This is a genomic window from Prosthecobacter sp., from assembly GCF_020439865.1.
In the GTDB taxonomy this organism is placed as follows: domain Bacteria; phylum Verrucomicrobiota; class Verrucomicrobiia; order Verrucomicrobiales; family Verrucomicrobiaceae; genus Prosthecobacter.
Genome location: NZ_JAGRPF010000167.1, coordinates 1 through 12,353, shown reverse-complemented (window position 1 = coordinate 12,353; position 12,353 = coordinate 1). Strand labels below are relative to the sequence as shown.

Below are 12,353 nucleotides of genomic sequence, written 5' to 3'. Positions count from 1 at the left end.
TGCGACATGATCTACTTCCATCGTCTGATCGAAGTCGCGAAGCAACGCGCCGACTGGAGCGTGCTCGTCGGCCCTGAAGAACTCACTGCCGAGGCGGTGCTGCTCGGTGGTCACGGCGGCATCAATGGCGGCGCCAATCTGCATCCGAAACTCTACGTCGAGATGTATCGGGCTGCCGCTGCGCAGGACCTGAAGCGCACCCGCGAACTGCATGCGGAAGTCATGCGCCTCGCGGGCAGCATCTACACCGTCGGCCGCCACAAATCCGCCATTATCAAAGGCATCAAGTGCGGTCTCTCACTCCTCGGCATCTGCGAAGATCACATGGCCGAACCTTTTCATCGCTTCCGCGATCCTGAACGCGAAATCATTCGTGAAAGACTCACCGCCCTCGGCCTGATCCCTTAACCCCGCCAACCATGAAAGCCATCCTCGCCTGCCTCCTTCCCATCGCTGCCCTGGCCGCTGATCCCGCCATTTTGAAAACCGAGTACATCTACGACACGGGCCCGTATCCTTCGATCCACGCGACCACGATCGTCGAAACACCCACCGGACTCGTTTCGGCATGGTTCGGCGGCACGGCGGAGAAGAACCCGGATGTGTGCATCTGGGTGTCGCGTCAGCTTCCGGATGGTGCGTGGACCGAGAGCGTTGAAACAGCCAACGGTGTGCAGCCGGACGGCACCCGGCATCCGACATGGAACCCCGTGTTGTTTCAGCCGAAGGACGCGCCGCTGATGCTCTTCTACAAAGTCGGTCCGTCGCCCAGCACCTGGTGGGGCGAACTCAAAACGAGCACCGATGGCGGCAAGACTTGGTCGGCAGCAACCAAGCTTCCCAAAGGCATCTTCGGCCCTATCAAGAACAAGCCGGTGCAGTTGCCGAATGGCGACATTCTTTGCCCTACGAGCAACGAAACGAATGAAAGGCCCAGCGCTTGGGCCATCTACTTCGAACGCACTTCGGATCTCGGCAAGACATGGACACGCACCGAACTGCTGCACGATGGCCTCACCGTCAGCGCCATCCAGCCGAGCATTCTCTTCCTTGGCGGTGACAAACTGCAGGCGGTCGGCCGCACACGTCAGGGCAAGGTCTTCCAGATCACGTCCAACGACGCGGGCAAAACGTGGGGCGAGATTTCGCTGACTCCATTGCCCAATCCCAACTCCGGCACCGATGCCGTCACGCTCGCCGACGGCACGCACCTGCTCATTTACAATCACACCACCAAGGGCCGCAGCCCGCTGAACCTCGCCGTGAGCAAGGATGGCAAAACCTGGGAAGCCGCACTGGTCTTTGAAGAAGAGCCGAAGAAGGAGTTCAGTTATCCCGCGATCATCCAGACGAAGGATGGCCTCGTGCACATCACCTATACGTGGAAGCGTCAGAAGGTGAAGCATGTCGTTCTTGATCCTGCCAAACTGACCACCAAGCCGATCGTGGACGGTCAGTGGCCGCAGTGAGTTTTTTTGTCAGAGCCGATTCTGCCATGAGAAGACTGATCGCTTCGCTGCTGCTCTCACACGCTGCTTTCGCCGAAACCACCGGCGATGTGCGTGACGTGCGCGTCGTTCGCACGGCCGACCAGGAGCCTCGCGCCGCGCTGCTCGGCCAGCCGAGCATTGCTCTTTGGAAAGAGAAGCATCTCGTCGTGGCCTACCAGAAAGGCATCGCGGGCAAGATGGATATGGGCAGCATCGACGCGGTCGTTTCCAGCGACGATGGCAATTCATGGGGCGTTCCCAGCACGATCTTTGATCACGAACAACGCCATGGGGCCATGCAGTTCGGCTATTGCAATGCCGTGCTCTACAAGCCGCCGGGACAGGAAGTGCTTTGGTGCTACGCCATGCGCTGTCCGCTCAACTACGCCGACAGCGAAGACTCGCATCTTGCCGCTGCCTACAGCGGTGATGGCGGACGCTCGTGGAATCCAGTGGAACTGGCGATGCACTACACCGGGCCGCTCGTTATTCTCGGCGAAATCCAGCGCATCGTCGAAAACGGGCAGCCGGTCTATCTTCTGCCCGCGCATCGGAACACGAAACGCGCGGATCCACTTGGCCAGCAGGAGCAGTTTGTGCTGCGCAGCACCAGTCTGCTCGACTGGCATCTCGGCGGCTATGTGCCGCAGGAAGTGCCTGGCTCGATCTTCCTGCACGAAGGCCAGATCGCGGTGGTCAACGATCAGCAACACCTCAAAATGGTCATGCGCACCTCCGGCGGCAAACGCGATGGCAAAACACTCGATGGCGGCGCGTTGAATCCGCCGCGCGCCTGGTCCAGCACCAGCAATGACGGCGGCAGGACGTGGACGATTGCCAAAGAAGAGCCGGAGCTTTGGAATTCGGTGTCAGAGGGCTGGTTCGGCCAGTCCCGCAGCGGCACGCAACTCTATGTTTATAACGATGGCCCCGCATTCAGCCGCATGGCGCTGCGTTATAAGGTCAAACCCGCCAACGGTGGCTGGAGTGACGAACGCACCTTCTTCGACGCAGGCATTCACAACTCCTACCCCACCCTCATCGAAACCGCTCCGGGCGATTTCCGCGCTGTGTGGGACAGCGGCGATGAAAAACGCCAGCGTCGCTCCATTCGCTTCGGGAAGTTTGCGATGAACCCACCGTGAACCGCCAACGACTGCATGGATTACCGTAAGTGCGAAACGGTATCCGCCCATCCGCATTGACGTTCTGAACAAATCATCCTCCCCATGAGAAATCCCCTCATCATTCCCTGCCTTCTTGTCCTTTCTTCGATGGCGATCGCCGACGAAAAACTCGAAATCCTGAAGCCCGCATCGCCAACCGCCACAACTCCGACAATCACCCCTGCCACGCGGGAGAATGTCATCATCTACAAGGAACCGGAACGCTACGGTGGCTGGCCCGCAAATCATGGGCTGTGGCAATGGGGCGATGAACTGGTCGCTGGCTTCACGGCGACCTGGTATAAGTCCACGACGACGGATCATCGCATCGACCGCACCAAGCCGAGCTACGAAATTCAGGCCCGAAGTCTCGATGGTGGCAAAACATGGAAGACCGAGGAGAGCCTGCCTTTTGCCGATCCCAAAACCGAAGCCAAGCCGACCGCGCTGACGGCACCGATCGATTTCACTGCGCCGAACTCCGCGCTCATGTTCCGCTTCGGCGGACTGCATGCGGGGCCTTCGTGGTTTTACACGAGCACCGATCGCTGCAAGACATGGCGCGGGCCGTATGCGTTTTCAGTCGAAGGCGTGGATGGTATCTGCACACGCACGGATCTCATCGTGCTAGGATCGCATGACTGCCTCATGTTCGGCAGTTGCGGCAAAAAGAACGACGGCAAGGAAGGCCGAGTCTTCTGCGCACGCACCACCGACGGCGGCCTGACATGGAAATTCGTGTCCTACATCGGCGAAGAGCCGCAGCCGGGCGGTTTCGCGATCATGCCCAGCACGGTGCGCACCAAGAGCGGCGCGCTGCTCACGACGATCCGCATGGGCAAGCCTGATGCCGACATCCATCTCTGGCGCAGCGATGACCTCGGACAGAACTGGAAACATGTCAGCACGGTCACTGGCAACATCGGCGGCAACCCACCGGCGACGGTGCTGCTGCCGGATGGCCGCCTTTGCGTTACCTACGGCTATCGCCGCAAACCCACCGGCATCCGTGCACGCATCAGCGCTGATGAAGGAATCACGTGGCTGCCGGAGATCGTGATCCGTGACGATGGCTTCGATGGCGACCTCGGCTATCCGCGCACGCTCGTGCGCCTGAATGGTGAGGTGATGACGGTGTATTACTACAACGGCCCGCGTGAAGAAGATCGCGCCATCGAAGGCACGCTCTGGACACCACCGACCACGCCTTGATCACTTCATCCCTTTTGCTCGGCCATGAAACTGCCTTTGCTTTTCCTTGCTGTCACCTCGGTGATGTCGGCGGAAGTCATCACCAATTCCATCGGTATGAAGCTCGTGCCGATCTCGCCCGGCAGTTTCATGATGGGACAGGACGAACCGTCGGCAGATTACAACGTGAAGAAGCACGCGGAGAAGTTCGATGATGCAGACTGGGACGAGAAGCCGGTGCATCGTGTGACGATCACGCAGGCCTTCCAAATGAGCACCACCGAGGTCACGGTGGGACAATACCGGCTGTTTGACGCAAAACATCACGGCCAAAACGACGACGATGCAGTCGTGGAAGTGAGCTGGAATGACGCCGTCGCCTTTTGCGATTGGTTGTCGAAGAAGGAAGGCAGGACCTATCGCCTCCCAACCGAAGCCGAGTGGGAATACGCCTGCCGCGCCGGAACCACGACGCTGTTTCATACGGGGGATGCTCTGCCTGCAGGCTTTCACTCGTGGCCAACGGACACCGGTTTGCGCGATCGCTTTTTTCCGGATGAGAAACTGCCGTCCGAGTATCGCCCAAAAACCACCAAGCTCTCACTGAGGGTCGCGCAGACACCTGCGAACGCCTGGGGTCTCTTCGACATGCACGGCAACGTCTCCGAATGGTGCGCCGACTGGTATGGTCCGTATGAAGCCGGCGAACAAACGTATCCGACGGGCCGCACCGACGGCGATTTTCGTGTGATTCGCGGCGGCAGTCATTCAGAGCAGACACGCTTGCTGCGCTCGGCGAATCGCACCGCCTGGCTACCTGAATCAAAAATCCCCAAGACCGGATTCCGCGTCGTGCTCGGCGATCTGCCGAAGAGCTGCCCTTTGCCGCTCGCAGCTCCGCCGCTGAATGCGCAGAACGTTTCTCAAACGACCGCTGCCATTGAGAAGGCGCCGGCAGACGTGCCATTCTTCGAAGGACCAAAGCCGTTTGTGATCATTCCACCGAATTCGTCAGGCCCGTTGTACTCCTGGCACAATCACAGTCCCGCCATCGCCGAGTGTCCCAACGGCGATCTTCTCGCGGTGTGGTACTCCTGCGTCGATGAAGCCGGCACGGAGTTGAACAATCTCGCCAGCCGCCTGCGCTTCGGATCGAAGGAGTGGGAACCCGCCTCGCTCTTCTGGGATGGAGCCGACATCAACGATCATGCGCCGAAGCTGTGGTGGGACGGCGACCAAACGCTTTTCCATTTTGCCAGAGGTCAGTTGGAAAACATCGTCCGCACCAGCACCGACAACGGTGTGACCTGGACCAAGGCGCTACTCGTGCAGCCGGTCTGCGAGTGGGGCAATGCGCCCATCCGCACGCACGACGGACGTCTGCTCATCACCTGCGACACTCCTTCCGCTAGCCTCAGCGTCAGCCCTGATGGCGGGCGGACATGGACCTACGCGGCGATCACCGACAAGAAGCTCGCGCATCGCACCGGCAGCCCTGCGCGTCACGCAGGCATCCACGCGCCAATCGTGGAGCTCAAGGATGGTCGTCTCATGACCTTCGGCAGGCTCAACACGCCCGAGGAGCAGGCAAAGTTCAACTACAAGACGCCCGCCAGCTTCTCCAGTGACGGCGGCATTACCTGGACCCATGAACCGACCGAGTTTCCCGCCATCAGCAGCGTGCAGCGCCAGGTGCTCATGCGACTGCAGGAAGGCGCGCTGCTGTTCTGCTCCTTCACCGATCTCTCGGCAAATGCCCGCAAGCCCCATGGCATGGATTTCCCCTGCAAAGGTGGCACGCTTCACGGCGCGGGCCTCTTTGCCGCGATTTCCTTCGATGAGGGCAAGACCTGGCCGCATCGACGCCTGATCACACCTGGCGGCAAAGGTCGCACGGTAAACGGCATCGACCGCAACCAGTTCACGCTGAGCGACACCAGCGCCGAGCACAACGGCTACCTCGCCGCCACGCAGACACGCGACGGACGCATCCAGCTCATCAGCAGCAAGAATCACTATGTCTTCAATCTCGCGTGGCTGAAGGCACTTCCCGGTGCACCGTAGCTCACTCCATGAAACGACTCCTCCTGCTCCTCGCACTGGCAAGCCAGGCCCTTGCCGCCCCTCAGGTCATCTTGCTGAAGCTGGATGACGTCGTCGCCCGCCGTGTCGGCACGAAGCCGGTGTCTGACCGCTGGCAGAAGACACATGACTATCTGATCGCTCAGGGCATCAAGGGCTCGTTCGGCGTCATCACTGAATCACTCGAGAAAGACAACGCGATGTACTTCCAGTGGCTGAAGGACGTGCAGGCCGCCGGACAGATCGAACTGTGGATGCACGGCTACAAGATGCGGGGCGCGAGTGACACGGGTGAATTTGAGCAGGGCACGGCGGCGGAACAGCGGGCGATTCTGGCGAAAGGTGAGAAACTGGCGAAGGAGAAACTCGGCTTCAGTCTGCCGGCCTTCGGTCCCCATTGGAGCGGCACCACGGACGCGACGGATGAGGCGATGGAAGGCGTGCCGGAGGTAAAAATCTGGCTCTACGGCCCTGCGAAACCGAAATTCTTCAAGCGATTGAGCATCCCGCGCGTCATGGCGCTCGAGAATCCGACCTTCGTGCCGGACGCGGAAAAGTTCATCGCCTACTACGACAAACACGCCGCACAGAAAGACGTGCTCGTGCTGCAAGGCCATCCCGATCAATGGGACGACAAACGCTGGGATGGTTTCACGAAGATCCTTGAGTTCTTAAAATCCAAGGGCGTCGTCTTCATGACGCCGTCCGGGTATCTGAAAAAATCCCAAACCCCGCCAACCCCATGAAAATACTGCTCACCCTTCTCTGCCTCTTCACCGTCGTCTTGCACGCGGACGACGCACAACTCGCCGCCGTGCAGGCCGCCGATGCCGCGAGGCTCGCCGCGATGAAGTCAGGCGAGCGAAGCCAGCTCGAAGCCATCTTCTCCGATGAGCTGCGCTACTCGCATTCGAGCGGCGTGGTCGATACCAAGGCTTCGTTCATCGATGTGCTCACCAAAGGAACCACGAAGTATCTCAGCGTGGACTATGAGGAGCGAGACTTCAGCTTCCCTGCACCGGGCATCGCGCTGATGACGGGCCGCGCGAAGTTCAAGATCGGCACGCCGAACGGCGAGCTCGACCCCACACTGGCTTTTCTCGCCGTCTGGCGCCTTGAAGACGGCCACTGGCGCTTCCTCGCCTGGCAGTCCTGCAAACTCACGCCCCCTGCATCGAAATGACACGGCAGCAGGGCATCACGGCCATTCTCGGCGTCGTCTCTTCCTGGTCATTCGCCGCAGAGCTTCCTCCCTTGCTCGATCTCCCGGGAACGGGAGGCGACGCCAATCGGATCAATTTCGAAGCGCTACCGGTGCTGAAGGGGGAGCATGCCGTTGTCTGCCCCTACGACGAGACCTGGAAGTTTCAGCTGCACAACTACCTGCTGCGCCACGATGGCAAATTCTGGTGCATGTGGAGTGCGGGACCTGAGGTGGAGGATTTTCCGACGCAGCATGTCCGTTACGCCACCAGCGATGACGGCCTGCATTGGAACGCGCCGAAGAATCTCACGGGCATGCCCGCCGAAGGCCGCGCCTTCATCGCACGTGACTTCTGGCTCCGCGATGGTGAACTGCTCGGGCTTGCGGCGAGTTACAAAGGCCACGGAGCCTTCGGCGTGGACAAGGATCTGCAACTCGTCGCTTACACATGGAACAAGTCGAACGACACTTGGACGGAGAAGGGCGTTCTCTATCAGGACGCCATCAATAACTTCTCGCCGCAGAAGATCTCGACCGGTGAATGGATGATGACGCGACGCGATGCACGCTTCAACGTGACGATGCTCTTCGGCGGTGTGAAGTCGCTCAGTGACTGGCGCGCCGTGCCGGTGGTGGATCGCCTGAAAGCGGTGCGCACGAGCAAATTCAGCCCGGACGAACCCGTGTGCTGGGAACAACCGGACGGCACGCTGATCGCCGCCATTCGCGACAATGGCGGTTCCGGCATGCTTTACCGCACCGTCTCACACGATCACGGCGCCACGTGGAGCGAAGCCGTGATCACGAACTACCCCAACGCCACCAGCAAGCTCTTCACGCTCCAGACCAGCCGCGGCTATCGCGTGCTCGTTTCGAATGCGAATCCACGCATCGGCCGCCGCGAGATGCATCTGGCCGTCTCCGATGATGGCGTCACCTTCACCCGCATGATGCGGCTCGACATCCCATCGCCCAAGGCGACGACGTTTCAGTATCCGCACGTGATGGAGCACGATGGAAGTCTCTTCATCGCCTTCTCGAACAAGAAGAACGTCACCGAGTTGCTGAAGGTAAAACTCGACGACATCGAAAAGACCGTGATGCCCACGTCCGTCGGGTTGGACAAACCTCTGCCGCCAATTACCCCACCGCCCGCCTCAGCAGCCAGCGACTGGATCGATCTCGGCAACGAGGGAGAAACACTCTACCTCGCCGCTGAACTCACCGTGCCCAAACGTGGACAAACCGCCAGGCTTGGTTTGAGCACGAGTTCTGGATTGGAGCGCGTCGTCATCGGCGTCGATGCTGCGGGAAAGCTCACCGCCAGGATTCAACCGGGCGAAGCAAAAGGCCCGGAATTGAAGGAAGGTGAGACGATGTCGCTACTCGTCCGCATCGTGGGTCATCAGACCACGCCAGATGAACTGTTCGTGCAGACCGGACCTGCGGGAGCCATTCCGGCCGAACCGAAAGATGGCGCATGGACGCTGAGCAACTCGAAAGGCAACACTCAGGCGAATCTCGCCATCGCCACGACCACGTCGTCTGCGTTCAAGAATGTCCGCGTCGCAAGCACCTACGCAGCTCTCGCCAAAGCGAAACCAATTGAAGTCGTCTCCATGCCGGGAGGCAGTTCAGCAAAACGCTGAGTCTTCTCAGTGCTGCTCGCTGGCCCAGCAACCGAGGTCCCTTTTCCGTTCCCATGACACAGCGTTCCTTGTCCATCCTTACCGCAGCTCTTCTGCTCGGCGCGAACGTGTCTGCGCAGGTGCTCTCCGCACAGGTGGATCGTGCCTGGGATATGACGTGGAGCCGCTTTTACCTTCCTTCGGTGCACACGTTTGGCGATTACCTCAGCAGCTACGAGAAAGGCAAGGAGCAGGCGCATCTACCGAGCGCCGAGGAAGTGAAACGCCAGTATCCGAATCCCTGCGGATACAGCACGGGCATGGAAGACGGTGCGATCCTCGGCGGCGCGATGCTCAGCGTGCTCTGTGATCGATACGCGGTCACGCAGGACGATTCTTTGCGCGAAAAGGCCGCCAACGTGTTCGCCGGTCTGCGGCGCTGCGTCACCGTCCATGGTGTGCGCGGCTTCGTGGCACGCAATGTCTGTCCGCAAGATGCCAAGAGTACTTACAGCAACTCCTCCCGCGATCAGGTGACGCATTTCGTTCATGGCCTGTGGCAGTATTATCACAGCCCATTGCCAGACGAGGCCACCAAGCGGCAGATTCGTGTGGTGCTCGCGGATGTCGCTGAACGCATGATCGCCTTCGTCACGCCTGAGAACGATTACGACTTCTGCCGCGCCGATGGCACACGCTGTCCGCTCGGCATTTGCCGCATGTGGAATGTGCAGGCGCACGAGGCCGCGCGCCTGCCGATGATCTATGCCGCCGCGTGGGATGTGACCCGGAACGAACGTTACCGTGAACAGTGGCGCAAATACGCTGGGGATGCGGTCGAACAGTCCGCGAACCCCGGCGAGAACAAGCCCGCCTACGCGTTGCTGCAAATGCAGTGTTCGCTGGAGGTTTTGCATGCGCTCGAGCCAGATCCGGCCCTCAAGGCACAAATCCACACGCACATGCGGCACGTTCGCGAACTCGCGGCGAAACGTTGTACGAATGTCCTGTCATCGTTGTCCAAGAAAAGCCCCGAAGAAATGCGCATGCTCGGCCCCGACTGGCGCATGGTGCCTGAATGGAAGGATCAGAAAGGCTATCCCAATCCGCAATGGGGGCCGTTTCGTGAGATCTGGCACCTCACCCGCGAGGCAGGTGAATCCGCGCTCATCCTGCTCATGGTCGAGCCGCCGACGCTCACGGCTGAGCAGAATGCGTCATTGAAAAAGCTCCTCAGCGGCTTCGATTACACGCACAACGCCAGTTGCGGCATCATCTACCACCTCGCGGCTTATTGGAAGGCGCGTCGTCACCAGCTCATCGAACCATGAAACCACACCTCATCACTCTTCTCCTCGCTTCATCACTCGTCTTCGCCGAAGACCCCGCACCTCCGGCGACGAAAACCTGCCAGCCAGACAAACTGATCTCCGCCGAGAAATTTGACCGCCCCGAGTCCTTTGCCGACAAAAAGAAACCCGGGACCGACGGCTGGCGCGGTGGCATCGGCACCTGGAGCATCAAGGACGGCGCAGCCTATGAGATTCAGGAAGCGCCGAGCAAGAACCGCCCGAACGGTCACGAGGCCGTATGCGAGCACATCGTGGATCTCGGCGATTATGTTTTCACCGCCGAGTTCAAACTCGGGCCGTCACCGCAGATCGGTTTCGTCTGCCGCGACTCGAACCAGCCGAACCTCCATCAGGGTCGTGTCATGATCACGCCCACGGCGATCTGGATTCAAAAGATGAGCGGCATCGCCAAAGAGACGCGCCGCGAGGAACTCAAGCGCATCGAGACCAAACTCGATCCCGACACCTGGCATCGCATCACCGTCGAAGTCTGCGGCGACCACATGTTCGCCAAGATCGACGATCTCACCCTCGAAGCTTCTCATGAGCGCTTCAAAGACCGCAAAGGCCGTGTCGGCTTTGTCGCGAAAAATGAAGGCGCGCAGTTTCGCAACGTGGCTCTCTGGAGCGCGAAGGCGAAGGACTGATTTTCAGCCGCAAAGGAACGCAAGAAGCGCAAAGAATGAGTTGATTCATCTCCGCGTTCTTTGCGATCTTTTGCGGCTAATCGAATCCCAACCAGCCTGATGAAAACTGTCTTTGAACTCTGCGACTTCATCCGTGAAACCTCGTATGCCATCCACGAGTATCACGGCCAAGGGCACCTGGAGAAGGTGTATGAGAATGCATTGGCTCATCGGCTCCGCAAAGCAGGGGTGAAAGTCGAGCAGCAACATCCGATCAAGGTTTACGACGAGGATGGAACGATCATCGGCGACTACTTCGCCGACCTCTTTGTCGAGGATCAGCTCATCATCGAACTGAAGGCCGTCAAAAGCATCGCTGACGAGCATGTGGCCCAGATCCTTGGCTACCTGAAATCATCTCGGATCGAACACGGCCTGCTCATCAACTTTGGCAGCTACCGCTTCTACATCAAAAAATACGCCCTGACTCCCAGCTCAAAGAAAAAGCCTTGAATTTCCGCCGCAATTTTTGCGCTCCTTGCGATCTTTTGCGGCCAACTGCCAGCTTCACTCCCACCCACCCAAGAACCATGAAAACATCTGAGACATCCCCTGCATCCTCCCGCCGCCGTTTCGTCAAACAATCCGTCGCTGCGGGCCTCGGCTTCAATTTCATTCCTGCTTACCTGACCAGCGCACGCGCGGCTGACAATCCGAAGCTGCCGCCAAGCCGCCGCATCAATCTCGGCTGCATCGGCGTCGGCGGACGTGCGGGCAGTGTCATTCCGGGGCTGACCGCAGCAGGCAACGCCATACCGGTGGCCTTCACCGATGTGGACTTTGTCGCAGCGAAGGGTGTCGAGAAAAACCTAAAGGCCTTCCCGGACGTGAAGCGCTTTCAGGACTTCCGTGAAATGCTCGACAAGATGGGCAAGGACATCGACGCCGTGAGCGTGGTGACGCCGGACCACACCCACTTCGTCGCCGCGATCAGCGCGATGGCGCTCGGCAAGCATGTGTATGTCGAGAAGCCGCTGACGCACACCTTTGAAGAGGCGGCAATCCTCATGCGCGCCGAGAAGAAGTTCAATGTCGTGACGCAGATGGGCAACCAGGGCCACACCTCCGCCGGAGCGGAGCAGTTCAAGCAAATGCTCGCGGCAGGCATCGTCGATGACATCGTGAAGATCGATGCGTGGAAGTCGCCTTCCCTTTGGTTCATGAACGCGGCGGAGCGTGCGCTCGTGAAGGGCTATCCGCCTGAAGAACCGAAGCCCGAGTCACTGAACTGGGATCTCTGGTGCGGCCCGCAGGCAGTGAAGCCCTTCAGCAAGATGTATCACCCGTTCAACTGGCGCGGATTCCACCTCTATGGCGGTGGCATGTTCGGCGACTGGGGCGCGCACATCATCGACTTCGCGCACGACAATCTGAAGCTGGGCCTGCCGACGCGCATCACCCCGATCGCGCTGGCGGACTACAATCAAATCAGCTACCCGCTGAGCTCCGACATCGTGTTCCAGTTCCCGGCACGTGGCGAAAAAATGCCCGCGGTGGAACTGCATTGTAAAGCGGGCGGCAACACCAAGATCGAGATCCCGGAGAAGTTTGGCG

At 59.7% G+C, this 12,353-nt stretch carries 12 protein-coding genes; all 12 read left to right on the top strand.

What is annotated here, in order from left to right:
- Positions 1-408: dihydrodipicolinate synthase family protein (locus tag KDL09_RS19880; RefSeq protein ID WP_294389052.1), on the top strand; the 408-nt coding region annotated here is incomplete at its 5' end.
- Between the two features lie 11 nt (positions 409-419).
- The gene (locus tag KDL09_RS19875) at positions 420-1,469 is read left to right on the top strand and encodes a sialidase family protein (RefSeq protein WP_294389050.1); all 1,050 of its coding nucleotides are present in this window, start codon (positions 420-422) and stop codon (positions 1,467-1,469) included.
- Positions 1,470-1,495: 26 nt separating this feature from the next.
- Positions 1,496-2,635 carry a sialidase family protein gene (locus KDL09_RS19870; RefSeq protein ID WP_294389048.1) on the top strand — a complete coding sequence of 380 codons (1,140 nt, stop codon included), beginning with the start codon at positions 1,496-1,498 and terminating at the stop codon, positions 2,633-2,635.
- Positions 2,636-2,719: 84 nt separating this feature from the next.
- Entirely contained in the window at positions 2,720-3,868 is a 1,149-nt protein-coding gene (locus KDL09_RS19865; protein WP_294389046.1) for a sialidase family protein, read from the top strand.
- Between the two features lie 24 nt (positions 3,869-3,892).
- Positions 3,893-5,911, top strand: a complete 2,019-nt coding sequence (locus tag KDL09_RS19860) for an SUMF1/EgtB/PvdO family nonheme iron enzyme (RefSeq protein WP_294389044.1) — start codon at positions 3,893-3,895, stop codon at positions 5,909-5,911.
- An 8-nt stretch (positions 5,912-5,919) separates the two neighbouring features.
- Positions 5,920-6,675 carry a DUF2334 domain-containing protein gene (locus KDL09_RS19855; protein WP_294389042.1) on the top strand — a complete coding sequence of 252 codons (756 nt, stop codon included), beginning with the start codon at positions 5,920-5,922 and terminating at the stop codon, positions 6,673-6,675.
- Positions 6,672-7,112, top strand: coding sequence for a nuclear transport factor 2 family protein (locus tag KDL09_RS19850; protein ID WP_294389040.1), 441 nt, complete (start codon positions 6,672-6,674; stop codon positions 7,110-7,112). Before KDL09_RS19855 ends, KDL09_RS19850 begins: the two co-directional genes overlap by 4 nt.
- Positions 7,109-8,782, top strand: coding sequence for a sialidase family protein (locus KDL09_RS19845; RefSeq protein WP_294389038.1), 1,674 nt, complete (start codon positions 7,109-7,111; stop codon positions 8,780-8,782). Before KDL09_RS19850 ends, KDL09_RS19845 begins: the two co-directional genes overlap by 4 nt.
- 53 nt (positions 8,783-8,835) lie before the next feature.
- Positions 8,836-10,092, top strand: a complete 1,257-nt coding sequence (locus tag KDL09_RS19840; RefSeq protein ID WP_294389036.1) for a hypothetical protein — start codon at positions 8,836-8,838, stop codon at positions 10,090-10,092.
- Positions 10,089-10,760, top strand: a complete 672-nt coding sequence (locus KDL09_RS19835; protein ID WP_294389034.1) for a family 16 glycoside hydrolase — start codon at positions 10,089-10,091, stop codon at positions 10,758-10,760. Before KDL09_RS19840 ends, KDL09_RS19835 begins: the two co-directional genes overlap by 4 nt.
- Positions 10,761-10,859: 99 nt before the next feature.
- Positions 10,860-11,252: a GxxExxY protein gene (locus tag KDL09_RS19830; protein ID WP_294389032.1), complete on the top strand. Its 393-nt coding sequence runs from the start codon at positions 10,860-10,862 to the stop codon at positions 11,250-11,252.
- A 77-nt stretch (positions 11,253-11,329) separates the two neighbouring features.
- Positions 11,330-12,353 (top strand): Gfo/Idh/MocA family oxidoreductase (locus KDL09_RS19825; RefSeq protein WP_294389030.1); only part of this gene is annotated, 1,024 nt, incomplete at its 3' end.

Bases quoted from the DNA above. Each gene is read 5' to 3' on its own strand.
- KDL09_RS19875 (WP_294389050.1), top strand. From the start codon at position 420: ATGAAAGCCATCCTCGCCTGCCTCCTTCCCATCGCTGCCCTGGCCGCT.
- KDL09_RS19865 (WP_294389046.1), top strand. From the start codon at position 2,720: ATGAGAAATCCCCTCATCATTCCCTGCCTTCTTGTCCTTTCTTCGATG.
- KDL09_RS19855 (WP_294389042.1), top strand. From the start codon at position 5,920: ATGAAACGACTCCTCCTGCTCCTCGCACTGGCAAGCCAGGCCCTTGCC.
- KDL09_RS19830 (WP_294389032.1), top strand. From the start codon at position 10,860: ATGAAAACTGTCTTTGAACTCTGCGACTTCATCCGTGAAACCTCGTAT.
- KDL09_RS19860 (WP_294389044.1), top strand. From the start codon at position 3,893: ATGAAACTGCCTTTGCTTTTCCTTGCTGTCACCTCGGTGATGTCGGCG.
- KDL09_RS19835 (WP_294389034.1), top strand. From the start codon at position 10,089: ATGAAACCACACCTCATCACTCTTCTCCTCGCTTCATCACTCGTCTTC.
- KDL09_RS19870 (WP_294389048.1), top strand. From the start codon at position 1,496: ATGAGAAGACTGATCGCTTCGCTGCTGCTCTCACACGCTGCTTTCGCC.
- KDL09_RS19845 (WP_294389038.1), top strand. From the start codon at position 7,109: ATGACACGGCAGCAGGGCATCACGGCCATTCTCGGCGTCGTCTCTTCC.
- KDL09_RS19850 (WP_294389040.1), top strand. From the start codon at position 6,672: ATGAAAATACTGCTCACCCTTCTCTGCCTCTTCACCGTCGTCTTGCAC.
- KDL09_RS19840 (WP_294389036.1), top strand. From the start codon at position 8,836: ATGACACAGCGTTCCTTGTCCATCCTTACCGCAGCTCTTCTGCTCGGC.